The organism is Nitrosospira sp. CT (assembly GCF_059489795.1).
The window spans coordinates 1-24,149 of sequence record NZ_JCAHZJ010000006.1; the positions used below are offsets into that span (position 1 = coordinate 1).

The 24,149-nt window shown below is 52.2% G+C and carries 23 protein-coding genes and 2 tRNA genes; 10 read left to right on the top strand and 15 right to left on the bottom strand.

The genetic code is table 11. From position 1 onward, the window contains the following. Nucleotides 1-225: 225 nt before the first annotated feature. The 8 genes from AC52W5_RS01010 to AC52W5_RS01045 form a co-directional block, all read right to left on the bottom strand. Nucleotides 226-477 carry a hypothetical protein gene (locus tag AC52W5_RS01010; RefSeq protein WP_495669635.1) on the bottom strand — a complete coding sequence of 84 codons (252 nt, stop codon included), beginning with the start codon at nt 475-477 and terminating at the stop codon, nt 226-228. A 346-nt stretch (nt 478-823) separates the two neighbouring features. Beyond that, a tRNA-Cys gene (locus AC52W5_RS01015) sits at nt 824-897 on the bottom strand. A gap of 147 nt (nt 898-1,044) precedes the next feature. Further along, nucleotides 1,045-1,119, bottom strand: a tRNA-Gly gene (locus AC52W5_RS01020). A 426-nt stretch (nt 1,120-1,545) separates the two neighbouring features. Further along, on the bottom strand, nt 1,546-1,857 hold the full coding sequence (locus AC52W5_RS01025) for a hypothetical protein (protein WP_495669636.1): 312 nt from the start codon (nt 1,855-1,857) through the stop codon (nt 1,546-1,548). Further along, nucleotides 1,850-2,422, bottom strand: coding sequence for a CDP-diacylglycerol--glycerol-3-phosphate 3-phosphatidyltransferase (gene pgsA / locus AC52W5_RS01030; protein WP_495669637.1), 573 nt, complete (start codon nt 2,420-2,422; stop codon nt 1,850-1,852). Before pgsA ends, AC52W5_RS01025 begins: the two co-directional genes overlap by 8 nt. Nucleotides 2,423-2,503: 81 nt before the next feature. Next, nucleotides 2,504-4,324 carry an excinuclease ABC subunit UvrC gene (uvrC, locus tag AC52W5_RS01035; RefSeq protein ID WP_495669638.1) on the bottom strand — a complete coding sequence of 607 codons (1,821 nt, stop codon included), beginning with the start codon at nt 4,322-4,324 and terminating at the stop codon, nt 2,504-2,506. Between the two features lie 5 nt (nt 4,325-4,329). Then, a complete protein-coding gene (locus AC52W5_RS01040; protein ID WP_074974177.1) occupies nt 4,330-4,518 on the bottom strand; it encodes a tautomerase family protein in 189 nt (62 codons plus the stop codon). A 45-nt stretch (nt 4,519-4,563) separates the two neighbouring features. Then, entirely contained in the window at nt 4,564-5,280 is a 717-nt protein-coding gene (locus tag AC52W5_RS01045; RefSeq protein ID WP_495669639.1) for a uracil-DNA glycosylase, read from the bottom strand. Between the two features lie 19 nt (nt 5,281-5,299). Here AC52W5_RS01045 and efp point away from each other — a divergent pair, with 19 nt between their 5' ends. Continuing rightward, nucleotides 5,300-5,866 carry an elongation factor P gene (gene efp / locus AC52W5_RS01050; protein ID WP_495669640.1) on the top strand — a complete coding sequence of 189 codons (567 nt, stop codon included), beginning with the start codon at nt 5,300-5,302 and terminating at the stop codon, nt 5,864-5,866. 153 nt (nt 5,867-6,019) lie between these two features. Here the strand turns inward: efp and AC52W5_RS01055 are convergent, their stop codons facing one another. Further along, a complete protein-coding gene (locus AC52W5_RS01055) occupies nt 6,020-7,264 on the bottom strand; it encodes an OprO/OprP family phosphate-selective porin (RefSeq protein ID WP_495669641.1) in 1,245 nt (414 codons plus the stop codon). A gap of 419 nt (nt 7,265-7,683) precedes the next feature. Here AC52W5_RS01055 and AC52W5_RS01060 point away from each other — a divergent pair, with 419 nt between their 5' ends. Next, nucleotides 7,684-8,064 carry a hypothetical protein gene (locus AC52W5_RS01060; RefSeq protein WP_074974181.1) on the top strand — a complete coding sequence of 127 codons (381 nt, stop codon included), beginning with the start codon at nt 7,684-7,686 and terminating at the stop codon, nt 8,062-8,064. An 89-nt stretch (nt 8,065-8,153) separates the two neighbouring features. Here AC52W5_RS01060 and AC52W5_RS01065 read toward each other — a convergent pair whose 3' ends face one another. Further along, on the bottom strand, nt 8,154-9,089 hold the full coding sequence (locus tag AC52W5_RS01065; protein ID WP_495669642.1) for a DMT family transporter: 936 nt from the start codon (nt 9,087-9,089) through the stop codon (nt 8,154-8,156). 183 nt (nt 9,090-9,272) lie between these two features. Between AC52W5_RS01065 and AC52W5_RS01070 the strand changes: the two genes are divergently transcribed. After that, complete coding sequence (locus AC52W5_RS01070) at nt 9,273-9,839, top strand: DNA-3-methyladenine glycosylase (protein WP_495669643.1); 567 nt, start codon at nt 9,273-9,275, stop codon at nt 9,837-9,839. Nucleotides 9,840-9,937: 98 nt separating this feature from the next. Here AC52W5_RS01070 and AC52W5_RS01075 read toward each other — a convergent pair whose 3' ends face one another. Then, a complete protein-coding gene (locus tag AC52W5_RS01075; protein WP_495669644.1) occupies nt 9,938-10,648 on the bottom strand; it encodes a response regulator transcription factor in 711 nt (236 codons plus the stop codon). Nucleotides 10,649-10,685: 37 nt separating this feature from the next. After that, on the bottom strand, nt 10,686-11,996 hold the full coding sequence (locus AC52W5_RS01080) for a cache domain-containing protein (RefSeq protein ID WP_495669645.1): 1,311 nt from the start codon (nt 11,994-11,996) through the stop codon (nt 10,686-10,688). Nucleotides 11,997-12,267: 271 nt separating this feature from the next. Here AC52W5_RS01080 and AC52W5_RS01085 point away from each other — a divergent pair, with 271 nt between their 5' ends. The 3 genes from AC52W5_RS01085 to AC52W5_RS01095 all read left to right on the top strand — a co-directional run bounded on the left by AC52W5_RS01085 (nt 12,268) and on the right by AC52W5_RS01095 (nt 15,881). Next, nucleotides 12,268-14,340: a carbon starvation CstA family protein gene (locus AC52W5_RS01085; protein ID WP_495669646.1), complete on the top strand. Its 2,073-nt coding sequence runs from the start codon at nt 12,268-12,270 to the stop codon at nt 14,338-14,340. A gap of 61 nt (nt 14,341-14,401) precedes the next feature. Beyond that, entirely contained in the window at nt 14,402-14,602 is a 201-nt protein-coding gene (locus AC52W5_RS01090; RefSeq protein WP_074974193.1) for a YbdD/YjiX family protein, read from the top strand. 469 nt (nt 14,603-15,071) lie between these two features. After that, the gene (locus AC52W5_RS01095) at nt 15,072-15,881 is read left to right on the top strand and encodes a PEP-CTERM sorting domain-containing protein (RefSeq protein ID WP_081363517.1); all 810 of its coding nucleotides are present in this window, start codon (nt 15,072-15,074) and stop codon (nt 15,879-15,881) included. A gap of 292 nt (nt 15,882-16,173) precedes the next feature. Here AC52W5_RS01095 and AC52W5_RS01100 read toward each other — a convergent pair whose 3' ends face one another. Further along, the gene (locus AC52W5_RS01100) at nt 16,174-18,786 is read right to left on the bottom strand and encodes a TonB-dependent siderophore receptor (protein WP_495669647.1); all 2,613 of its coding nucleotides are present in this window, start codon (nt 18,784-18,786) and stop codon (nt 16,174-16,176) included. 990 nt (nt 18,787-19,776) lie between these two features. On the opposite strand from AC52W5_RS01100, the gene AC52W5_RS01105 reads away from it, so the two are divergent. Together AC52W5_RS01105 and AC52W5_RS01110 are read left to right on the top strand one after the other, a co-directional pair. After that, entirely contained in the window at nt 19,777-20,382 is a 606-nt protein-coding gene (locus tag AC52W5_RS01105; RefSeq protein WP_074974200.1) for a PEP-CTERM sorting domain-containing protein, read from the top strand. Between the two features lie 842 nt (nt 20,383-21,224). Next, on the top strand, nt 21,225-21,941 hold the full coding sequence (locus AC52W5_RS01110; RefSeq protein ID WP_495669648.1) for a PEP-CTERM sorting domain-containing protein: 717 nt from the start codon (nt 21,225-21,227) through the stop codon (nt 21,939-21,941). 234 nt (nt 21,942-22,175) lie between these two features. Here the strand turns inward: AC52W5_RS01110 and AC52W5_RS01115 are convergent, their stop codons facing one another. Together AC52W5_RS01115 and AC52W5_RS01120 are read right to left on the bottom strand one after the other, a co-directional pair. Further along, the gene (locus tag AC52W5_RS01115; protein WP_074974202.1) at nt 22,176-22,463 is read right to left on the bottom strand and encodes a hypothetical protein; all 288 of its coding nucleotides are present in this window, start codon (nt 22,461-22,463) and stop codon (nt 22,176-22,178) included. A gap of 186 nt (nt 22,464-22,649) precedes the next feature. Continuing rightward, complete coding sequence (locus AC52W5_RS01120) at nt 22,650-23,054, bottom strand: hypothetical protein (protein ID WP_495669649.1); 405 nt, start codon at nt 23,052-23,054, stop codon at nt 22,650-22,652. Nucleotides 23,055-23,153: 99 nt separating this feature from the next. Here AC52W5_RS01120 and AC52W5_RS01125 point away from each other — a divergent pair, with 99 nt between their 5' ends. Both AC52W5_RS01125 and AC52W5_RS01130 read left to right on the top strand, forming a co-directional pair. Next, the gene (locus tag AC52W5_RS01125) at nt 23,154-23,285 is read left to right on the top strand and encodes a hypothetical protein (protein WP_495669650.1); all 132 of its coding nucleotides are present in this window, start codon (nt 23,154-23,156) and stop codon (nt 23,283-23,285) included. Nucleotides 23,286-23,329: 44 nt separating this feature from the next. Next, nucleotides 23,330-24,148 (top strand): c-type cytochrome, encoded by an 819-nt coding sequence (locus tag AC52W5_RS01130; RefSeq protein ID WP_495669651.1) that lies wholly within the window; start codon nt 23,330-23,332, stop codon nt 24,146-24,148. Nucleotide 24,149: the final 1 nt, after the last annotated feature.

Sequence of the window (24,149 nt, forward strand, 5' to 3'; positions counted from 1 at the left end):
CTATGTTGTATCGCTCGACGCACCGCCTCTGTCGTGGTGGCGCAGCCATGTAATACCTGTCCCATAATTCCCCTCTCTGTAGCTGGCAATACTCTACACCAGCATACAGCGGGACTAAACACCTAGGGCATGGAGCTATACAGAAATCTAATCGTTTTAGCTGATTTGATTCGACTTCTCCAAGAACGACTCCGACCAGATTGTCCTTGCCATGTTGTGCAACCACTACACAAGGCTCATATCGGAAATACTCTGGCATTTTTCCCATCTCTGCAAACACTGTTGCCTGGATTTCTTGATTGCTTGCAGCTTCACTCTGAAATAGTCCAGAAAAGTATCTCTGGATGTGATTTCCTGGAAGACCATTTGTGATGAATAATGGAAATCGACTGCAAGAATAGGCTCAAGGGGCGCAGGATTGAGAGTGTTGAGCGCCTTAGCGTATGCGCGAAGGGCATCTTCAAGGGTCAGACTCATTTATTGCTCCTGGAGAGCTGGAGGTCTGCAAAGATTATATTTTTTCTCCCTCGACTGAGAAAATAATTGAAATAAGGGGCCGAGTACTGGCAAATATAATTACTTATCGAATTTATCGGAAGGAGAGATAAATGAAATTTTCAGCTTTTGTTCCCCGACCGGCTTCTGACTATTGTCCTCCCGAAATAGGCCGAAGTGCTTGCACAAACGCTCATGCGCGCTGTTTTTGTCCCACACCTTGATCTTGCGCACACCTGAAGCATTGACTTCAATTGCTGCGAGCGCCGCAGAAGGTAGTAAAAAACCCGCACTCAGGCGGGTTTTTGGGTGTTGTTGGATGATCTGATGGAGGCGGGGGTCGGAATCGAACCGGCGTCCACGGCTTTGCAGGCCGCTGCATAACCACTCTGCCACCCCGCCTTACTATGACCTACGGCGACCGTATGCTACTTGACACCATTGCGGTGCGAGAACAAAAAGCAAAAAGGGAAAACGGATATTTTTAGCCTGAGTCCCTCAAATTCAATCTCGACAGAGACCGCAGCAATGATCCATTTTCCCAGTAACTGGAGCGGGAAACGAGGCTCGAACTCGCGACCCCAACCTTGGCAAGGTTGTGCTCTACCACTGAGCTATTCCCGCGAAAAACAGCCTGCCATTATAAGGGCGGCGCTATCTTTGTCAAGAAAGCAGTAACCCAAAAGTATTCGCCTGAAGGTTAAAAAGCATGTAACTCCGGGTGTTTGCCCCCATTATGCATAAAGGAATAGCAATCTTGGAGTACTTATAACAGCGTGATAAGTCGGGGCCGTAGCACCGGCATTGTGCAAGACAGATTCAGATAGCTGTTTCCCGCCGGTTTCTTCCGGTCAAAGTTCGTCTGTTTTTTGTGAACCCTTATTGAGTCGGCGAGCAAGCAGTACAAACGTCATACCGGCGGAAGCCGGGATCCAACGGAGTTCAAAGCACGCCCTTATTGGTTTGGGCTGGATTCCGGTTTGCTGGATTCCAGGTCAGGCCCGGAATGACGAGATTCGTAGTATTTTCTGGCCGGATCAATAAAGCATCCTACACCTCTGGCGGCTCCGGGTTCAGGCCCGACATCACGATAATTTCCATCGGCGCGAGATGGCTCAGGTTTGATGCTCTTGCGATCACATCCTGTTCCTGCAAGAGCTGATACTGAAACGCGCCCTCGTACATATCCTCCACCAGCAGTTTCACTACTCTCTTCGGCCATCCTGTCATCCAGCGGTTGGCAATCCCGATTCCCGTTTCTCCCGATTCGCATATCATTTCCCGAACCTGGTCGGGGTATATATCCGGGTTGTACAGTGATTGCATTTTTTCTCCTCCCTTTATCGCAGCTTGGTCAGCCATGCTTCATCGCCTGCGGAATCGCGACCTTGAGATAATAGGCCATCGACCACAGCGTCAATATCGCCGCAAGATAGATGAGCCAGGTGCCTATCTCATGCGGGTCGAAGCTTTCACCTATTTTTTCGTGATATAGCAGTAGCGGAATGGCCGCCATTTGCGACACGGTTTTCAATTTCCCCAGAAAGGAAACGGCCACGCTCTTGCCTTTGCCGATCTGGGCCATCCATTCGCGCAAGGCCGAAATGGCGATCTCCCGTCCTATGATGATGAAAGCGATGAGCGCATCCAGCCTGCTCAGGTAAACCAGCACGATGAGTGCGGCAGCGACCATGAGCTTGTCAGCAACGGGATCGAGGAACGCACCGAAGGCCGAGGTTTGCCGCAGCACGCGCGCAAGATAACCGTCCAGCCAGTCGGTAATGGCGGCGCCAGTAAAGATAATGGTTGCGATCAGGTTCTGGTCGGCGTGCGATAACCAGGTCGAGGGAAAATAGAATATGCCCACGAACAGCGGAATCGCCACGATGCGCAGCCAGGTGAGAACGTTGGGCAGATTAAAAGGCATAAGGGTCGGGAATATGCCATTAAAAAACGAATCCGGAAAGCGTCCTACTGCAGGCTACTGAGCCTGCAGGCCCGGCAAGATTCAATGCAGTTCCCTGTAAATTTTCTCTGCCAGCGCGCGACTGATACCATCAGCCTGCTGCAATTCTTCGATGCTCGCGGTGCGCACGCCTTTCAGCCCGCCAAACCTTGCCAGCAGACTTTGCCGGCGTTTGGCGCCAATACCGGCGATCTGCTCCAGGCTTGAACTAATGCGGGACTTGCCGAGCTTTGCGCGATGACCGTAAATTGCAAAGCGATGCGCTTCATCCCGAATCTGCTGGATGAGATGCAATCCAGGATGATCCTTTGACAATTGTAATGGTTTTTCCACCTCCGGGAAAATCAATTGCTCCAGCCCCGGCTTGCGCTCCTCGCCTTTTGCCACGCCTACCAGGTTCGCATCGCTCAACCCCAACTCTACCATAACCTCGTGAGCAGCGTTGATCTGCCCTCTTCCCCCGTCGATCAGGATCAGATCGGGTAGATTGCCCTCGCCTTCCGCAATTTTATGGTAGCGCCGCGAGAGCACGTCGCGCATGGCGGCATAATCGTCTCCCGGCGTGATATCAGTAATATTGTAGCGACGGTACTCGCTGTTGCGCATGGCGAAGTTGTCATAAACCACGCAGGAGGCAACGGTGGCTTCACCCATTGTATGACTGATATCGAAACATTCAATCCGGCTCAACCCGGTCATATCCAGAGCCTGCTGCAAAGCTTGCAGCCGCTCCTCCTGGCTTGCCTGGCGGCCCAGCATTTGTTCCAGCGCAAGGGTGGCATTTTCTGCCGCCATATCCAGCCACACGCGTCTGCTGCCTATCGGGTTCACATTGATGCTCACCTTATGCCCAGCCTGCTGCGTGAGCAGAGCCTGGAGTGATTCCCGCGGAATTTTCTCTCCCACGATGATCATATCCGGAACGCTGCGATTGAGGTAGTGCTGGGTCAGGAAAGCTTCCACTACCGCGGCGAGATCATATCCTTCTGCATTTTGCGGAAAAAAACTCTTGTCCCCGAGGTGACGCCCTCCCCTGACCATCGCAAGGTTGACGCACACCCGACCGCCACCGTTGTTCTCTGCCACGCAGGCAACGATATCGGCATCCAGCGCTCGCCCGCTATCCACGAATTGCTTTTCGCAGATCTTTCGCAGGGATTGGATCTGATCGCGAAACAACGCCGCTTGCTCATATTCCTGTTCATTGGCGGCCTCATGCATTTTTCTGGTAATGCTTTTCAAAACCTCCGTTTGCTTGCCGTGCAGAAAAAGTTCTGCATCCCTTGCGTCTTCCGCGTAGGCTTCTTCACTGACCAGATCGACGCAGGGTCCGCTACAGCGTTTGATCTGGTAGAGCAGACAGGGACGCGTGCGATTGCTGAAAACACTGTCTTCGCAAGTACGGATGCGGAATATCTTTTGCAGCAGCTGGATGCTCTCCCGCACCATTCTCGCATCGGGGAAAGGACCAAAATAGCGGTGTTTCTTGTCGAGCGGGCCCCGGTGAAAGCCAAGCCGGGGAAACCTGTGTCCGCTCAAGACCACATAGGGATAAGATTTATCGTCCCTGAAAAGTATGTTATAGCGAGGATTTAAGCTTTTTATTAAATTGTTTTCGAGTAACAGCGCCTCTGCTTCAGATCGCGTAACGGTGGTTTCGACTCCCGCAATCTGGGAAACCATGAGTTGCGTGCGGGGCCCCAGGCCATTCTTCTGAAAATAGGAAGAAACACGCTTCTTGAGGTCAATCGCCTTGCCGACATAAATCACCTGCCCTGCTGAGTTCATCATGCGATAGACTCCAGGCTGGGATGGAAGACTGGCGCAAAACGCCTTGGCATCGAAAACCGCTTCTGCCTGCAAGGCGATCAGTCCTCCTCACCCAGCAGGCTGCCCGCGATGGCCCAGCTTTCATGGGGCATTTCATCGAAAGCGATATAAGTATAGGATTTGGGTTTATGCGCGATGCGCTCCAGCGTATCGGTTATTTCCTGAGCGATCTGCTTCTTCTGCTCGCGACTGAGCGAGCCGGCAATACGGATATTGACATAGGGCATGGTTAATCTCCAGTTTTCCGCTGCGACGCCCACTGGAAAGCCAGATTAGGCCAGGTCAGAGCGGATTTTTGCAAACACCTCTTCGAACATTTCTGTAGTCAGGCGATGGGTCTGGGTATTGTAACGGCTGCAATGATAGCTGTCATATAGCATCAACCCGTTACGTTTCGAGTCATCAGGCCCGAAGTTTCCAGCAAGCGCATGAACAGCGCCATGACTGAAGGCATGGGACTTCGGCTTGAGTCCGAATGCCATCAGCACAGCCTGATGAGCGACAGCACCAAGAGCCAGCAGCGCGCTTCCCCCTCCTTCAGCAAAGGCCGAAATCTCATGCGCGAGATACCTGTTGCACTGCCTGATCTCGCTTGCCTCCGGTTTGTTCTTCGGCGGAAGACATTTGACGGCATTGGTGATGCGGCATTGCATCAGTTCCAGGTTGTCATTGATGGAAGCAGAGCCTTCATGGTTGGCAAAACCGAACTTGAAAAGTGTTCCATACAAGAGAACGCCCGCAAAATCGCCTGTAAAAGGCCTGCCCGTCCGGTTCGCGCCGTGCATTCCCGGCGCCAGCCCGATGATCAGAAGCCTGGGCCTGGCATCTCCAAAAGCAGGCACCGGCCGGGCATGATAATCGGGATGGCGCGCTTTTACCTCATCCAGAAATCCGGCCAACCGGGGGCAGCGGCGGCAATCTGCCGAAAACTCAACCGGGGAAGAATTATCATCAGTTTTTTGTAGTAAGATGCGCGCTTCTTGATTCAAACGAATTCACCAAAAAAATATGGCTAAAGTTCTTGCTACCGAAATTCGCGTCGGCAATCTGATTGAATGGGACAAGCGAATCTGGCGCGTACTGAAATGTTACCACGTCCATGTTGGCGGCCGCGGCGGGGCCTTCATGCAGGTGGAAATGAAAGATATCGAAGCAGGCACAAAGACCAACCAGCGTATCCGCACCGAAGACAAGGTGGAACGTGCTTTCGTCGAGCCGCGGGAAGTGACCTTTCTCTATCAGGAGGGCGACAATTATATCTTCATGGATAAGGAAAACTATGAGCAATTGAGCCTGTCGCGTGATTTCCTCGAAGGCCAGTATGAATATCTGCTGCCGAATACGGATATCCAAGTCAATTTCCACAACGATCGGGCGATCGGCGTGCAACTTCCTGCCAGTGTGGTGCTCACCATCACCGATACCGAGCCCAACCTGAAAGGCGCCACCGCAACCAGTTCCTACAAGCCCGCCACGCTGGAGACCGGACTGGTCGTCATGGTCCCGCCGTTCGTCCTGCAGGGGGAAAGAATCAAGGTCAATACCGATAGCGGTGAATATATCGAGCGCATGTAGGCCCCTTATAGCGGTAGGCTCTCCTTATAGCGCTTCAGCGAGGCTGGCAAGGAACATAGAGAATTCATCCTCCGGACAGACCTTATGAAGATGGACAGGATTCAGGCAGTATGCTCGTTCGAGGCCGCGCATCCCCACTCAAAACTTCTGTCGTCAAAAACTCAACTGAGTACGAAATGAAAGTACGGCTGGACTGTCCTCCCGGTTGGGGGTGCCCGGACCGCTGTTCCCGATCGAGGCTTTCGTCAGATAATAATTGAGCATGAAACGCAGACCCTTGCGAACATACCAGTTAGCCCCCAATGTAATGACCTCTACCTGGCATTTTGAGGTTCCGGTGCCGCAGGGGTCCGCGATCAGGCTCTGAGCCATGTTTTCAGCGAAATCGTAGCGTACGGCAAGTTCGAGAGCGCCCCATTCTCCTCTGGGCTTTGGTTTGCCCAAAGCCCCGCGCTCTTTCCGGTAAACGGTTCTCTCGCCCGTCACAAACCAGCTCCCCTGCACGTAATAGGATTGTATCGTCGAATTTTTTTGCTTGCCTGATACAAGATGCGTATCGTCGAGCGTCGAATTTACGTACTCCCCCTGCAAGGTCAGCGGTCCAAGCGCATACGCGGTTTCCAGGGCAAAGGTCGATTGGCTGCTATGGCCGGATAAAGCCGAACTTTTGCCAGCAACCCCGAGAGATTTAGTAATTCCGCGACGACCGCCGTAAATATCCACAAACTTTGCTGCAAGGGATTCGCTACTGGAGGTATCCATACTATAGGAGAATCCGAAGTGAAGAATGTTACCTTCGTTCGTAAATGGTACCCAGAATAAGCGCCCTCCATAGCTCGAGCCTGAAATAGGCATACCGGCGTGCGTCAAACTCATGATATCCGCAGCGTAACCCATCTGCTCGCGGAAGATTCCCTTGTAACCCACTCCCATCAGCCATTGCCGTCCGCTGTAAATGCCGGTAGATGAAGTCGAAGGACGCTCCATCATGGTAACTTCATTTGAGCTTGTCAATTCCTCCATACCACGATAAGCCTTGAACTGGCCGACGGTCAACAGACCCGGGCCAAGCTTTGCTGAAACCCAAACCTCCCGCAGACTGCCGGGAAAAGTGCCAGCGGCAAAGTCGTTCTGGAATTTGAAACCCAGATCATAGATTTTGCCTGTTACGTCCGTATACCCCCGCCGGAAGTTAAACCCGCTATCGGGAAAGCTGCCGGGTATCTGGCTCCCGAACGGTGGATAGGAGGAATGGGCTTTATCGTTATCGAAGGCATGTACATCGAGATGAGCCCGCGCGCCGAAAACCATTTCAAAATTGCCATTCTGACTTTTGATTTTGGGACTATCCGTTGTATCGAGAATAAGCGCTTGCGCCCAGGCAGGAGGAGCGCTCATCAGGACAATCAGAAGGCAATATTGAGGAATGGTATTTGCTGTCAACGGGCTGAAAACCGTAATGGCATGGATAAGCCTGGAGTGGGCCCAGCCACACCCATCAGTATACACGTGATAACGTACTGAATAATTAAGAAGAAGACCTTATCATTGAATTACCGCAATTTTGCTACTTTAACAAGAGGATGACCATGAAAAATTCGGCATCATTCTGGCTTGTTGAATACCTTCTTGGGAAAAGCAGTCGGTGCAATTTTCAGCTCCGCCGGTTTCCGCCATGTTTTCCCCTCCAGTTACGATTCGCGCCCGGATTGCACCTCAAAGGAGCAACTTCGTGTGTTACCGCACTGACCTGCGAGTGCTCGCTACGTAATCTTTCAGACACAGCAATATCGCTGGATCGACAAGAAGGAATAACTATGAAATCATCTTCGACATCAATTAACCGGGGACTGGCGTCGATATTGGCGCTGACGGGTGCGGCGGTTTTCAGCATTGCAGGTGTGGCGTATGCCCAACAAGGTACGGGGGCGAGTTCTGGCCAAGGAAGTTCTGGCGGTCAAAGCGGCTACACCGGACAAGGTTCGCAAAAAGGACCTACCGGAGGGCCGGCTCCATACGACATCCTTGAAGAACCTGTGGATACAGGTTATGTAGACCAGGAGAAGCGCATGGAACGCGCCCAGGATCCCCGCTCGCCGAGCCCGGAATCCCACGTGCCGAAATTTCCCACCGATAAGGAGGGAAGACCCCTAAAGGATCCGAAGTATGAACAAGGTGGGCCGATCGGGCCGAACTGATCGAGATTGTTGCCGCGGTATCATTGATTTACCGCGGCAACTCTTCCTTTCGGTGCCCATCCCTCCATGGATCCCTTTCAACGTCCGTTTCAAAGTCCTTCTGGCGTTTCCATTTCGCCAGGAGAAGCAAGAGGTTCACGTAATGCTGTAGCCGCAATTCCCGCCAGCGCGATCAGTCCCATCCCAAGCAGTGACACGCCGGTAATCCGGTCGCCGAATAGCAATACTCCATACAGGTAGGACCAGACAATGCCGAGGTATTGAAGGCTGCCATTGACGAGCAGTTTTCCGATCGCATAGGCGCGGGTAAGCAGTAACTGGGCCAATGTCGCAAGCAAGCCCACGGCCAGCAGCAACCCCAAGCCATGCAGCGTGTGAGTATGCCATCCATCCCCAAGGAATGTTAGCAGGGCTCCCCCTCCCATGCTGGCAATGGAGAAAAAAAATACGACGCGCGTATCCGGCTCACCTGCTCTGCCGAGTGCAGCCACCTGGAGGTATGCCATTGCCGTCAGCAGGCCGGAGAGCAGGCCTACGAAACCACCCCATGTCTGATCATTCTGGATCGCAGGCCGAAGAATACAGACGGCGCCAGCGAACCCGGCAAAAATTGGACCGATCAGACGCGCATCGGCTCGCCCCTGCTTCAGAAAAACTGAGCCGCCGATGAGCAGGACAGCCATCCAGATAGGAGCCGTGTAATTCAGTGTTACGGCGGCAGAAAGTGGGAGCGCTTCTATGGCGTAAAACCAGAGCCCAAGTGCGCACACACCCGTCAGACTTCTCCAGAAGTGCAACGCCGGAACGGAGGTGCGAAGCGTGACGCCCCGCCTTCGCGCCAGTGTAAACACGATCACGGCTCCAATGAGGCCTCGATAAAACACCATTTCACCCGTACCATACTCTGCCGAAGCAAGCTTGACACACATGCTCATGGTGGCAAAAAGCAAGGTTGCGGCAATCATGAGCACGGGCGCTGATATTTCCCCCTCCGCTTTCCTTCTCGAGGTTTCGTCAATCAACATTCAGCTTAAGTTTAACCTTCAAAAGCCCCACCAAAAACCTGGCAGGACAAATATCCTATCCGCTTATTGAATGAAGCAGCAGAATGAAGCAGCAAAAGCCATATAACGTAAGGCCCGGCAGAGCAAGTCACAGCAAGGAGCAGGCAGTTGGTTTTTTGAGGCGCCCTGTATAAAATCTGCACCATGAGCATGATTCAACCACCTATCGATTTTTCAGCTTCTTCCGTTGACGTTGCGCGCTCCCTCATAGGCGCCACCTTGCTTATAAACGGAGTTGGCGGTCGGATCGTAGAGACAGAAGCTTATGACCATGATGATCCTGCCTCGCACAGCTTTTCGGGTCCTACCAGGCGTAACCAGGTGATGTTCGGCCCTCCCTGCCATGCCTACATCTACCGCTCGTACGGCATTCACTGGTGCCTGAATTTTGTCTGCCGTCCCGCGGGACATGGAGCTGGCGTATTGATTCGCGCGATCGAACCACTTGCCGGGCTGGCTATCATGCGTAAGCGGCGAGGGCTGAGCGATGAGAGGCTTCTCTGTTCCGGCCCGGGCCGGGTATGTCAGGCGCTGGGCATCACACACGAGCATAGCGGAATGCCGATCGATACCCCTCCATTTCAGCTTACCCCTTCCTCTGATCCTGTTCCAGTTGTAACAGGCCCGCGTATAGGGATTTCCAAAGCAAAGGATGTCCCCTGGCGCTTCGGACTTGCCGGTTCCCCTTTCCTGAGTCGTCCATTCCGCTAGCTGTTACGCGTACACTGCGTGTCCCACATTCCCGGTCCTGTCCCAAGGTAAAGAGAGACCTCGGCACTTTAGCGGTCATTCCAGTGCAGCCACTGGCATCAATGAGACGGGGCAGGTGGTGGATTGCTCTGCCACGGAAAAATTTGCCTCTTTCCCGTTTCATACTCTTCAGCTTCAACGCATTCGGGAACCCCATAGAGCTCCATGCATTTCACGGCGAATTTATAAAGCTTAACGGGGGTCTTAACCTCGAATTTATCCCGGATGTTAAGCTTGTGCGCTTCCACTGTTCGCACCTTTAGCTTCAGTTTCTTCGCGATCTCTTTGGTATTCAGATCCTGGGCGATATATTTCAGGACACACATTTCCCGAGGTGTAGGCGGTGTCTGGGGTATTGACTCAATTTTAACGGGGGGCCAGTAGGACCGGCCTGCCGCGACCTCATCAATTGCATGCAAAATCCTTTCCGCAGGTTCGTCCTTTGAGATATAACCCTGCGCACCGGAGTTTTTTGCCCGCTCGATATATTCCCGCTTCTTATGCGTGCTGATTATGAGCACAGCGGGCTTGCGAGGGAATTTACTTAAATTGTCCACAAGCTCTAATCCCTCAACTCCCTGGGGCAATCCTATATCAATCAGCATCACATCGATATCGCTGAGTTTTGCGTATTGGAGAGCCGCATTTGCAGTCGCTACCTCCTTCACGACTAGGAAATCCCGGTCTGTCTGGAGCAGATTTCGCAGTGCGTCACGATACAGAGGATGATCTTCGACCAACATTATTTTTACAGTCCTTGGAGTATTCATAATGTTCCCTTTACTTTAAACGTTTCCCTTACTTGATTTAGATCCGCGGGACCACGGCGCGTATTATCACGCCCTCTTTCGTTGAAGTAATACTCAATATTCCTCCAATCTCTTTCACCCTCTCTTTCATATTGATCAAACCTATGCCAGAGGTAAAGTTCTTGCCTTCGGGAAGGCCCCGTCCGTTGTCGGCCACGACAAGCTCTACCCTCCGCCATCCGACTCGCAATCGTATCGCTATCCTGGTTGCCTCCGCATGCTTTATGGAATTTTGCAAGGCCTCCTGCGCTACCCGGTACAGGACAAAACTACCGTCAAGCCCAAGTGGACGAGCTTCGCCAGGAATCGTCAACTCAATTTCCCCACCGAAGGAGCCCACCCATTTCTCCTGAAGCTGTTGCAGCGTGTGGGCAAGTCCAAACTGCATTAATGTTTCGGGATGAAGCCCGTGAGAGATTTCGCGCACCTCTAACATAGCCACTCCAATCTCGGCTGCTGTATGCCGCAAAGCCTCCTCAGCCAGATCTGTCGGCCCATCCACGTCCGTCAGTTCCAGCGCTTTTCTTTCACTCGTCAACTTCGCAGCCCCTAATCTCTGGCAAACTCCGGCATGCAGTTCTCCGGCAATGCGCTCGCGTTCCTTCCAGGTTGCGTCACGCCGCTCCCAGGTGTTAAAACTCCAACCGAACAATATCATTACGGTAACGCTTATAAGAGCGGTAGCCGCGATCCAAACAGTCGTATCGAAGACACTGCGTGAAACCTGCATATTGATACGGGTTAAAGCATCCTCGACATCATCCAGGTAAACGCCTGTGCCCAGTATCCAGCCCAGATTCGGGAGTTCCACGACGTAAGCACGCTTCGGCGTAAGAGCATTACCAAGCGAAGGCTTTTCCCACAGGTAATCCTCGAAACCGCCCCCAGTACGTCCTCTCCTGACGAGGTCCTGGATAACCGGCTTGCCGTTTGCATCCTTATAATCCCACCAAACCTGCTGAACTCTTTCCGTCAGTCGGGGATGCATGAGCGACTTGCCGTTTATGTCGAACAGAAAGAAATATCCGTCACGGCCGCCATACTCGAGTTTTGCCAATGTGGCTTTCGCTTGCTCCCTCGCGCCCTCATCCCCCGCCCCGGCTTTGTCGGCGCCTTCAATGGAATTTTTCGCCAACGCCACGTAGTTTTTCAATTCTTCATCTTTGCTGGCGAGGTAAGCTGTCTTGATAACTTGACGGAGTTGTTCGGCCAACAAGACTGAATGACGATGCACTGTCATCGCGATGACGAACGACACGACGAGCAGCGGTACGACCGCGAAAAGAATGATTTTTTGTTTTAGTTTCATATCGGCATCTTAGCTATAATCTTCCCGCTGTTCTCTGGTACTTTTACTAAAGTCCTCCTGAATTTATCCGCATCCTTGCGCATACTGTAACTTCTGGTAATTTGCGAAACCTTTCTCTGGTAATTTCCCGCTAGCGCAAGCTCTTCATCATTATCTACGATATATCAGACCTGCTCGTACACACCGGCTTCGGATTAATGCCGATCTTGAGGACTCGTATGGGCAGTATCAGCTTCAATCTCTTCAATAGGAATTCGAATCGGGAGAAAAAATGAATACCCTTATCAGCAAACTCGGCTGGTTTGCATTTGCCGCCATCGGTGCGTTCGCCTTTGCAGTTGTCGCCCTGAATCGCGGCGAACCGATTGGCGCCCTATGGATCGTTGTCGCAACAGTCTGTGTCTTCACCATCGGCTATCGCTTCTACAGCCGGTTCATTACCAGCAAAGTGCTGGGGCTCGATCCCACTCGCATGACACCGGCTTACAAGCACAACGATGGGCTGGATTATGTGCCAACCAACAAGTATGTGCTATTTGGCCATCATTTCGCCGCCATTGCCGGCGCTGGCCCCTTGGTCGGACCGATACTGGCTGCGCAGATGGGCTACCTGCCCAGCATGCTCTGGCTCCTCGCAGGTGTCGTGCTCGCCGGCGCGGTGCAGGACTTCATCGTGCTCTTTATTTCAATCCGGCGCGATGGCCGCTCGCTAGGCGATCTCATCAAGTCCGAGATGGGGCAGTTGCCGGGCATGATCGCCCTCTTCGGCACATTCTTCATCATGCTGGTCCTCCTTGCGGTGCTCGCCCTGATCGTGGTCAAGGCGCTGGCGGAATCGCCCTGGGGAACGTTTACCGTCGCCGCCACCATTCCTATTGCGCTTTTCATGGGAGTTTATGCACGCTACATTCGCCCCGGTTCCATTGGCGAAGTGTCGCTGATCGGCTTTGTGCTGCTGATACTCTCGATTGTCGGTGGCCAGTACGTGCAGGAGATTCCCTCGCTCGCCGCGCTGTTCACGCTGACTGGCGAGCAACTCACATGGCTCCTGATCGGTTACGGATTCATTGCCTCCGTGATGCCGGTATGGCTGCTGCTGGCGCCACGCGATTATCTCTCGACATTCCTCAAAATTGGTACCGTGGTCAGCCTGGCAATCGGCGTCCTCATCATCTCGCCAGAACTGAAGATGCCGGCATTGACACAGTTCGTGGATGGCTCGGGGCCGGTCTGGTCAGGCAGCCTGTTTCCCTTCCTGTTCATTACGGTAGCGTGTGGGGCAATATCCGGCTTTCATTCCCTCATATCTTCCGGGACCACACCCAAGATGATCCGCAATGAGCGCGATGCACGCTTCATCGGCTACGGTGCCATGCTGATGGAATCATTCGTCGCCATCATGGCGCTGGTTGCCGCCTCCACCATCGAACCCGGGGTGTATTTTGCCATGAACAGCCCGGCGGCAATTATCGGCACCACAGCGGAATCCGCAGCCCAAACCATATCTCAGTGGGGTTTCCATGTCACGCCCGACATGATCACGCAAACGGCACGGGATGTGGGAGAGCATACCGTCATTTCCCGCACTGGCGGCGCGCCCACCCTGGCGGTGGGTATGGCGCAAATCCTCTCCGATGTGCTGGGTGGCCAGGCAATGATGGCCTTCTGGTATCACTTCGCCATTCTGTTCGAAGCGCTTTTCATCCTCACCGCAGTCGATGCGGGTACCCGCGCCGGACGCTTCATGTTGCAGGATTTGCTGGGTTCATTCATTCCTTTTATGAAGCGCACCGATTCCATAATCGCCAACCTGATTGCCACTTCTGTCTGTGTCGCAGGCTGGGGTTACTTTCTCTATCAGGGGGTGGTTGATCCTCTGGGTGGCATCAATACCCTGTGGCCGCTATTTGGCATCTCCAACCAGATGCTGGCAGGCATCGCCCTGGTATTGTGCAGCTGTGTGCTGTTCAAGATGAAGCAGGATCGTTTCGCGTGGGTGACAATTCTTCCTGCCGTCTGGGTTTTTGTCTGCACCCTGACCGCAGCCTGGCAGAAGATATTCGATCCCAATCCACGCATCGGTTTTCTGGCGCATGCAAACAAATACAAGGAAGCCGTCACGGAAGGCACGGTGCTTGCGCCGGCCAAATCCATCGGACAGATGCAGCAGGTGATTTTCAACGATTATATCAATGCGTCGTTGGCGGCATTGTTCATGCTGGTACTCATCAGCATGCTGGCATTCGGCATCCGCACGGTGTTGCGCGCCCGCGCCCTCGGCACCCCCACCGCCAGGGAAGCGCCATTCGAGTTATTGCCGGTTGAAGCCGTATCGAGGACGTGATGACAGAACGTGAAGGTGATTTCGGGAAAATTTGGGGAAAATTATCGAGGAGGAGCAAACGATGTTAACCAGAATTGTGAGTGGATTGCGTTATATCGGGCAGGGCCTGCGGTTGATGGTAGGCATGCCCGAATACAGCACTTACGTGGCACACATGCACCATGCGCATCCCGACCGGCCCGTCATGTCATACGAGGAATTCTTCCGCGAGCGCCAGGAGGCAAGGTATGGGGGCAATGGCAAAGTGACGCGATGCTGCTAGAGCGTTTCCCATAAGCCAAGTGCCTGGGCAACCCATCCCTCTGTCTTGGCTATCTCAGCCGCTTGAGTCTTTGCTCAAGCTTAGGAATAGGCACACTATTGACTCGGCCAGAAAGTATTATGAATCTCGTCATTCCTGGCCTGACTCGAGAATCCAGCGCAAACCAATAATGGCGAGCTTTGAACGTCACTGGATACCGCTTCCGCCAGTATGACATTTGAACTGTTTACTCGCCGAATTAATAATACTATTTGCTCACCGGGTCAATATGAACAGAGGGTCCATCTTCTGCAATAAAGGACGGTTAAAAGCGCAAAAGACGCGGCTATCAGCGTACGCCTATTTAGCCTTCCTGTCAGTTCACGAGTGTACGGAAAAACCGGGAATCTCCCCTTTATAGTCTTGCTTCAGCTAGCCGGCTGAAGCAGATGCAGATGCATCTGTCTCTTCATATTCAAGGGGGGTTATCATGAACTCGATTAGACGCGGTCTTATATTAATAAGTTGCTCAACCGGTTTCGCATTTGCTCAGTCAGCATACGCTGCAGATGGAACAGCCAGCGCCTCCCTCGACTGGAGCCAGCTCCAGGTTTCGGTGACGGGCGTGGATGGAAACGTACCTACCGTAACTTTCTCCAACGAATACACCAGCTTAAGCTCGTCATCTCATGTTCGCGACGAAGGAAGCGAATACAATACAAAGTCGATCTATGATTGGACTTCGTCCATCACCGCAAATGCGGATGCCACTACCAACACCTATGCCTCTGCCTCCGCCTCCGCTTCAACCTTCTCGGCCAACGCTCAATCGTTGGGTGAAGATTCTTCTTACTACTGGGATACCCCCAGCGCCTCGGCCTCTGGATATCGAACGGAAAATTTCACTTTCGACGGGCCTGGCGTGTTGACCGTAACTATCCCCTATACATTAAATATAACTGGGGGAGAACAATATAATTACTATGACTCCACCTCGGCCTCCGTCAGCGCTTCCGCGAACTTTTATGGCTATGAGGATAATGGAAGTTTCAATTCATATTCGAATGCCTCCTTTTCCCTAAATTCCTACTATGGAGAATCGCCCGACTCAAAATCAGGAAACCTCGTTTTCGGCATCTTTGCCGCCGGCCCCGGCAGTGGCTCAATCAGTTTTAATATGAATGCCGCGGTGGGCAGCCCCAGCATGATACCGGAACCGGAATCTTACGCCATGCTGCTCGCGGGGCTGGGACTGATCGGTATGATCGTGCGTCGTCGAAGTGCTGTCAGTATGGCTTAAATTTTTATCAGCCTCAGCCTACTTTTTGTCCTCCCTCCCTTCTGATCTTTTTGCTTTATCCTACTCCCTCTCTGGAGAGGAAACATAGGAGAGGAAGAAATAGGATGAAGCGGTCAAACAGCCGGATGCCAGCCGCCGCACTCTTTCATTCCATTTGGCGCCGATCCCCCGAATCTGAATGCCTCGATCCTATCCTCACGACCATTCACGCTATCACTCCCTCTTTTCCCATTCCCTCTCCTGCTTGCGGGTGAGGGAACGGAGGGAAGGATATTTGGTCGAGCTTATTAGCCTAAAAATTGGCAACCACCGTCAGACGATAAATGCGCGGCGCCCCGGGCAGGATGTTGTTATTGTTATTCGCGGAGGCGATATAGTCGATATTGGCCAGGTTCTCGATATTTGCCTGTACGCGGATGACCTTGTTGAGCCGCACGAACATCGCGGCATCCATGCGCGTAAAGCCTGGCAACAGCACCGTGTTGTCGAGCGCGGCGTACATGCTGCTGCGGTGAATCACGCCCAGTCCAAGCCCGAGAAAAGGCGTGAAATCGTAACGATTCCACATGGAAACGGTATGCTTCGGAACCTGTGCCACAATCGAGCCTGCCGGCACAGTTGTACTCCCCGTACCCGATATCGTGCGGGTAATTTCGGCATCGGTATAGGCGTACCCCCCCATCACGCTCCACTGCGGGGTGATTCGTCCCATCAAGCCCACCTCTGCCCCACGAGCCCTCTGTCCATCAACCAGCATGCTCTGGGTGGGCTCATTTGGAACGGGAGCGATGACGTTGCTGCGCTCGAGCTGGTACAAGGCTGCGGTAAAGGAAAGATCGGGCCGGATATCCCATTTGGCCCCCAGCTCCAGATTCATGAATTGTTCCGGCTTGAGAGTCGCATTGCTCGGACTGATTGAACTTAGCTGATCACCCGCCCGCGGCATATAAGCCAGGCTGTAGTTGCCGTAGATGGAAACCGGATCGATCGGCTTGTAGATTAAGCCGACCCTCGGAGAAAGCAACCCGTCATTGGTATGAAATCTGGTACCGTCACGCTTATCAATGAAACTCATGTCGAAATTATCGTAGCGCAGGCCGAGAATGGCTTTCACCTGGGGAAGCAGAGTGATCTGATCCTGGACATAGACGCCTACCACTTCGACCACACCGTGGTTGTTCGCATCCCCACTGCGGTTGGTTGGATTAAAAGCAGTTTGCCTGAAGGTTACTGGATCAAAACTGATGGGGTTGAAGAAAGGCACGCTTACACTTGTGGTGCTGTTGTTGAAAAACCCGGTGTTGCGGAAATTATCCGAAATCTGGCGGCCATATTCCACGCCCGTCATGAATTCATGGTTTACGCCCCAGGTGTTCAGCTTGAACAGCAGGTCGGTCTGGGTAAAAAGGTTCTCCCGCTGAGTAGCGTTGTTATAGGCTGAAATCGCTACCGTACCGGTCGCATCCTCAGCCGTCGCAACACCATTAGCATAGATGTTCTGGTAGAACTTGTCGTAACTGGCATAGCGGGTGCGGTTGCGTATCTTGACCTCGTTATCGAACGTATGCTCGATCAGCGAATTCAGCGACCAGGCATCGACATGGGTCGGACTGTTGGCGGCATTGCCGAAGAACGTGGATCGGTGAGTATCAGCCGGACGGCCGGAATCCACAACTCCTGATCTTGTTCCAAATGAAGGAATCCCGCGATCCGCCGTGCGGCGGTCAAAAAAGTATTCTCCGCTGAAAACGACTTTCGTCTGGGCAGTAGGTTTGAACGTGAACGTGGGATTGACGCCGCCGCGCTCCAAGTCCACGCCATTGCGGAAACTGTTCGAGTGCTCGTACATGGCGTTGAGGCGGACAGCGGCAACGTCATTGATGGGCTGACCCAGATCGACAGCAATACGCTTGTGGCTGAAAGAGCCGTATTGCGCCGCGATCTCCCGCACCGGCGTCCAGCCGGCTTCCTTGGTGACACGATTGATCACGCCCCCTGCCCCGCCGCGGCCGAAAATCATTCCGTTGGAACCTTTCAAGACTTCAACCCGGTCGATATTGTAGAGATCGCGGAAATACTGAACGTCGTCGCGCAGGCCATCGACATAAAAATCCCCGGTTGTATTGTTGCCGCGGAAAATCACCGCATCACGATTGCCTTCCCCTTGCGAGGGCACGACACCCGGCACGTAGCGCACGACATCGGTAATGCTCTGCATGGTCTGATCCTGGATCATATCCTGGGTCATGACGGTTATGGACTGAGGCACATCGCGCAATGGCGTATCTGTCCTGGTTGCGCTGAAACTCTTGGTCGCCATGTAGCCATCCGTCGGCTCGGTTACAGCACTTGCAGTCACCCTGATAGGAGGGAGTATGGGGGGTTGCTCGCTCATTCCCTCTGGCTGTTTCCTTACAAGATAGCCTTCCCCCTGCGGCACACCCTGCAAGCCACTGCCGGCCAAAAGATGCTCCAATCCCTTCTGAACCGAAAACTTGCCGTTCAGCCCATGTGTGGCGACGTCTTTCACATCAGTCGCAGCAAAAGAAATGCTGACTCCCGCCTGCTGCGAAAACCGGTTGAGGGCATCTGCCATTGCACCTGCAGGAATACTGTAGGTGACAGCGGAAGCCTGCGCGACAATGTTTGCCTCTGCTATCGCTATCTGTGACAGGGCCCACGAGGCCAGCCCAAGCCCGATCAGAGCGGTACGCACGGCCACTATAAGACGAGATGGACGAAAACCGCATTCTGCCCTGCCCCCATCGTGCTTTTGAACAGGTTTGTTATTTTCAAGGGAAAGCACGCAGTTCAACACGTCGGAGCTGCCACTCTCACACGTTCCATTTGAAACAAGCCACGAAGTGTTCGTGAAATTCGTATCTTGCTGATTTTTATTACTCACAGCCCGTACTCTCCGGCAAAACGAATAAAAAAATATAAACTGGCTGGCTTGCTCCGGAGGAGCTGGCTGGCTAAAAAGCCGCGGTTCACGCGCAGGCGTTCATCCCAACGGGATGGTTAAGAAAATTCTTCAATGCTTACTGGGTATTATTTCTGGTCTCACTTTACGTGAGCTGCTGCGGGCGCATTCCGTGTGACGAAAATGCCTTGTGTCTCATGTCTCGTCTTGAAAACACGGAACTGAAAGCAGGAAATGAGAATTTGAAATAATTTTTATGATCTCATTAAATGAGAATTATTTTTATTTTATTTCAACAATGAAGGAAAAGCAATAAGCTCGTCAAGGTTTGATAAGGGGTAGGCTGGGGAATGGGGCAAAAACACCCGTCTACCATCTCTGTTAAGAGACAGAATAAAACAGCAACTTTGAATACCTGTGTGATTTTACCGATCTGAAGTCGCCAAACGGAGCCATCTTGCGAAATCATGGGGGATAGGTATGAAGCGATGTACTGTCCACATCTCCTGTTTGCAGTCCATCTCCGCATCGGTTTATGGCACGATATGTGAAATTTTGAAGGGAAGCCGGCAATTTGTTCTTTCTGTCTTGGCCAGTGGCATGACTGGATACACCCACCATTTGCCGAAATTTCTTACACTTGCGCCTCTGGAAGGGGTTAGCCACGTAAACCTATCAAAAATATGAGATTTTGAAGGGAAGCCGGCAGTTTGTTCTTTCCGTCTTGGTCAGCGGCGTGACCAGGATTACCCACTATTTGCCGAAATTTCTTACACCCGTGCCTCTGAAAAGCAGGGTTAGCTGTGTAAGCTGATGTTTTAGCGAGAAAACTGTATGCGGCACGGGTTTTGCTTCAAGAATAAGGCTATAGTTTGCTTTTTTCAGACTTGAAAGGCATGGAAAACGGGCAAGGCCTATAGCGGCTCGAACGTAACTTTTAACAAACGCAGTGATTATAATAAGGAGACAGAAATGAATAATTTTTCCAAGATAGTGATGGCTGCTTTAGCGTTCGGAGGTTCAATTTCCACGGCATCTGCCGCAGGCGTCATTACCAACATAACTGAAAGCGGAGCAGGTCTCGGGTCGTTTGACTTCAACATCGACGAGGCTAACAGGGCACTCGACCTGACCAAAACTTTTGATAGCGTTAATCCAATCGTTCTGACTTTTACTGTGGAGCACAGTACCGGCCCCGGCAATCCCTACACGGTGGCTGAAGCCGTTACCAACAATACCGGCCAGAACTGGGCCGACTTTCACTACACCATCGGGGAACCAGACCAGGGCCAGGGGGTCGTGTTCACCGCACACAACAGCTCGACCCTTTCCGGCTTCACGCTTGATCAATCGAGCGGCCCGCGCAATCTCGACTTTACGGGATTTCAAGCAGCTGGCACTACGTCTGACGCGGCCTTCACGATCAGCCCCTTCGATCCGGGTCAAGGCAACACGATGACCTTTACAGTCACTCAGGTTCCCACCATTCCCGAACCGGAAACCTATGCCATGCTGCTGGCGGGTCTCGGCCTGATGGGTGTTATGGCCAAACGCAGGAATAATAAACAAAGCGCTTGAACTGATCTAACTCTGGCACCAACCCCTCCTCCGGGAGGGGTTATCAGGACACAATCTCCCTCAGCCTGCTTTCCACCTTTCATCTGTTCCTGTTTCTCACCATTGCTCCGGCTCCGCTTGGCGGACGCCACCCGCTCCTTTTTTCTCGGGATATATCATGAGAAAGCCTGCCGGTGAGTCACCGGCAGGCTTTGGAATAAAAATATGGCTGGCTTGCCCGAAAGCGGGCTGGCGGGCTAAAAGCTGCCGGGAAAGGAGGACCCGGCAGCAACGGATAACCTGTGTTCAGTTTTTTTGACTTTTTCTCGATATTCCTGGTTTTCCTGTTTTGCGGTTACCGGAAGAAAAGCTGAGAAAAAATTCGGAATAGAGCTTTCTTATCCCGACGTAACCCTCTTTCCTATCGGCAGGTGCCCTCTTCTCCGATATCACTCGCAGTTCTGCAACGGCAATTCCACAAAGACAATAATAATAAGAATTATTCTCATTATATCCGGCAATGGGGAAAAAGCAAGCGCTTTTATTCGTGCACAGGAAGACTGATGGATTTTGAATAAATGCTGGAAATGAAGACTGCACCCTCGTTCGGTAACAGTAGAATTTCTTATCCTAAATATAAATAATTCTCAGAATCATTAGAAAAAAGCAAACCATAATCGTTATCTTCAGGGGAGCAATAGAAAGTATTCCCTGTCCAGGCCAATACCTGCGTATTTGCCACAGAAACCCCGAAATAAGAAGGACTAACAATCTAGAGGGAGGTGATCTCTGCGAATCGACAATTTGTGCCGCAATAAAAATAGATGGACCCCAAAAATTAATAACCTGATTGGAGATGACAAATGAAGTTGAATGCGATCCATTTCAAAAAAATAACCGTTTCCGTGCCATTACTTACATTGGCTCTTCTCGCTAATCCAGTACACGCCGTTGACTGGACTGAGATCGGTGATGCAGGGCAATTGGTGAGTACGGCACAAATGCCGACAGGGGATGAAGGTCGGCTGAGAAATATCTACGGAACCATTTCGACCAATAATGATATAGACATGTACAGGCTTTACATTTCCAATCCCACTACATTCTCCGCGGCTGTCAATTCTACCAGTGGCGACCTTGACTCCCTGCTCGTGCTGTTTAACCAGGGAGGGTACGTTATATATGGAAATGATAATGCCATGTTAGGCAGCCCTGATGCAGGCTTGCCGGCAGGCCACCTGAATGGCCCCCAGGCAGCAGGCTGGTACAATCTGGCAGTACTTTCCCTGGGCACGCCACCGGTAAGCGGCAATGGGTTTACACCCGACCATTATATTGGTCCAGATGTCAGCCCTCCCTTTACTCAAATCCTTACTGGAACGGGGCCTGGAGGAGCATCGCCCCTGACGGGGTGGGCGCAGTTGGAGGACACGGTTACGCTCAACGAGGAGTACCGCATAAGACTTTCAGGAGTGACAGTCTCCCCGGTTCCCGAACCGGAAACCTACGCCATGCTGCTTGCCGGGCTGGGATTGATGGGAACGATGGTTCGGCGGAGAAAGGGATTTATTGCGCGATAGATTGCTTTCCCGTCCGGGATCTCCGGGAGATTGTCTTGACGAGAAGGAAGGGCAGCCAAAATAGGCACCTTCAAGGCTGAAGACTTTACCAGGAAGATTTGTTTGTGTAGACAAACGATGTGCGGAAACCTTGTGGACAATATTATTCGTCTACAAGGTTCTTCATTTGAAATGACTTATATGACTGATAACAGTCCGTGTGAAGTCAAAGGCAGAATTGTAAAAACTTGCTGATCAATCTTTATCAATCTCGATAAGCTTCCCATCCTCGCCCACCTTGATCTCGATCTTCTTTCCGTCAGGCAGCCTCACATCAGCCTCATAAATTTTTGTCTTCTTGCCACTTATCGTTTCAGTTTCTTTCTCGATCTCCTCGATTATGCCCCCGCTCGTGTTTTCAGTTATCGTTTTCTGAACTGCGGGGGGAACATCGGGCCATTGAACTTTTTCATCGGCAAAAGCCAGCGTCGAAAGTGCCAGGGCAACGGGCAAGAAAATCGGCACAAACGGTTTTTTATTCATGAAGTGAGTCTCCTTATGAGAAACAAGTAGCTACGGGTGAGTGCCCCGCGATGTGAGAAAAGGAACCATGACAGAAAACATGACCTTTGATTATTAAATCAGGACGATCACGAACCGTCCGTACGTTATCGAACAGTACGATGACAGCATATTGCGAGTTTGCGGATTTGCCACAGAAGCCTTAATTTACTGGGCGTCTATCCATGCACGGGCTGCCACATTAGCCGCCTCATATGCCTTGTCTTCGTCGTGCAAAGGCTCCACGAAGCTTTCGTAAACCACTATGCCTTCATCATCCATTATCCTGTAGCGGCCATTCCAGAGACCACTGGCATCGTCCCGCTCCGATGCAGTAATGATCGTGTACCCCTTATAGTCGGTATTCATATTGCCTCCATAGGTAAACTGTAAACTGACGATGATAATTGCGAACCGACGTATATCGATGTTCTCTGTCTTCAGTTGGAGAGGTGCGGCATGGTAAACGTTCATTACCAACGCTCGTTCCATTCGCCCAAATTCCTTGAATTCCTTATACCCCTCGCCCGCATTCCTCCCGGATAGAGACGTCAGGCTTACCGGTGTCAACAAAACTTTTCCCCGTTTGTAGTATTCTATGAATTAGAGTTGCCAATTCAACAGAAATCGGATTCCTCGCACCACTTCCCCGATAGTAAATTTGGAGCTGCCATGCCGCCTCACACACCCCGCTATTTTCTCCCCTTCAAAATCTTCAGCAGAATCGTACTTATATTAATCGCGCTGGCGATTGTCTACGCCGCATTGATCTCGATCAAGAACTGGTCCGGCATCAACGTATAAGCTCTGCCAGCAGTACTCATCTCTAACATCTCAAAGAGGTATCGATGACCAAGCGACAGGGACGGCTTTTTTTTATTATTTGCACCCTTGTTTCCGCCATCGCCTTCATTGGCCTTACATTCGACAGTCACCGGCGCTTTCCCGGACTCACCAATGAAGACAAGCTGACGCCCGAGATCATGAGGGGAAAAGACGTCTGGCATAATAACAACTGCATCAACTGCCACACTCTCCTGGGCGAAGGCGGATACTACGCGCCCGATCTGACCAAGATTACCCAGCAGCGGGGTACGCCTTATCTAACCGCCTTCCTGAAGGACCCTTCCCAATTCTACTCGGAGGAGAAGCACCGGCGCCTGATGCCGAACCCGAAACTGAGCGATACGGAAATCAGCGAGGTCATCGCCTTTCTCGACTGGGTCGGTCATATCGACAACCAGGGCTGGCCTCCACGCCCCATTATAGTATCAGGCACAACCATTCCAGGTACCGATGTCGGCCAGCCACCGACACATGCTTCCGTTTCCACGGACCCGGTCGCCCAGGGTGAAGCACTCTTCCGCTCCTCACCCCCCGCTTGCAACGCGTGCCATTCCATCGCACCGGGGGTAAATCTGGCGGGTCCCACTCTTGCCGGACTCGCTACCCGTGCCACGGCGATCGTTGCCTCTCCTGAATATAAGGGAGAAGCGAAGACATCCGCCGACTACATCCGCGAATCCATTACTCATCCAAGCGTTTACCTGGTTCCCGGCGCCATGTATTCCGCCAATAACCAGTCGTTCATGCCCGACAACTTTGCTACGGATCTCGAACCTCGACAGATCGACAGCCTCGTTGCCTACCTCGAAACCTTGAAATAGG

Bases quoted from the DNA above. Each gene is read 5' to 3' on its own strand.
- AC52W5_RS01075 (WP_495669644.1), bottom strand. From the start codon at position 10,648: ATGAATACTCCAAGGACTGTAAAAATAATGTTGGTCGAAGATCATCCT.
- AC52W5_RS01110 (WP_495669648.1), top strand. From the start codon at position 21,225: ATGAAGTTGAATGCGATCCATTTCAAAAAAATAACCGTTTCCGTGCCA.
- AC52W5_RS01130 (WP_495669651.1), top strand. From the start codon at position 23,330: ATGACCAAGCGACAGGGACGGCTTTTTTTTATTATTTGCACCCTTGTT.
- AC52W5_RS01080 (WP_495669645.1), bottom strand. From the start codon at position 11,996: ATGAAACTAAAACAAAAAATCATTCTTTTCGCGGTCGTACCGCTGCTC.
- AC52W5_RS01055 (WP_495669641.1), bottom strand. From the start codon at position 7,264: ATGAGCGCTCCTCCTGCCTGGGCGCAAGCGCTTATTCTCGATACAACG.
- efp (WP_495669640.1), top strand. From the start codon at position 5,300: ATGGCTAAAGTTCTTGCTACCGAAATTCGCGTCGGCAATCTGATTGAA.
- AC52W5_RS01060 (WP_074974181.1), top strand. From the start codon at position 7,684: ATGAAATCATCTTCGACATCAATTAACCGGGGACTGGCGTCGATATTG.
- AC52W5_RS01115 (WP_074974202.1), bottom strand. From the start codon at position 22,463: ATGAATAAAAAACCGTTTGTGCCGATTTTCTTGCCCGTTGCCCTGGCA.
- AC52W5_RS01125 (WP_495669650.1), top strand. From the start codon at position 23,154: ATGCCGCCTCACACACCCCGCTATTTTCTCCCCTTCAAAATCTTCAGC.
- AC52W5_RS01095 (WP_081363517.1), top strand. From the start codon at position 15,072: ATGAACTCGATTAGACGCGGTCTTATATTAATAAGTTGCTCAACCGGT.
- AC52W5_RS01065 (WP_495669642.1), bottom strand. From the start codon at position 9,089: ATGTTGATTGACGAAACCTCGAGAAGGAAAGCGGAGGGGGAAATATCA.
- AC52W5_RS01025 (WP_495669636.1), bottom strand. From the start codon at position 1,857: ATGGCTGACCAAGCTGCGATAAAGGGAGGAGAAAAAATGCAATCACTG.
- pgsA (WP_495669637.1), bottom strand. From the start codon at position 2,422: ATGCCTTTTAATCTGCCCAACGTTCTCACCTGGCTGCGCATCGTGGCG.
- AC52W5_RS01085 (WP_495669646.1), top strand. From the start codon at position 12,268: ATGAATACCCTTATCAGCAAACTCGGCTGGTTTGCATTTGCCGCCATC.
- AC52W5_RS01010 (WP_495669635.1), bottom strand. From the start codon at position 477: ATGAGTCTGACCCTTGAAGATGCCCTTCGCGCATACGCTAAGGCGCTC.
- AC52W5_RS01040 (WP_074974177.1), bottom strand. From the start codon at position 4,518: ATGCCCTATGTCAATATCCGTATTGCCGGCTCGCTCAGTCGCGAGCAG.
- AC52W5_RS01070 (WP_495669643.1), top strand. From the start codon at position 9,273: ATGAGCATGATTCAACCACCTATCGATTTTTCAGCTTCTTCCGTTGAC.
- AC52W5_RS01105 (WP_074974200.1), top strand. From the start codon at position 19,777: ATGAATAATTTTTCCAAGATAGTGATGGCTGCTTTAGCGTTCGGAGGT.
- AC52W5_RS01090 (WP_074974193.1), top strand. From the start codon at position 14,402: ATGTTAACCAGAATTGTGAGTGGATTGCGTTATATCGGGCAGGGCCTG.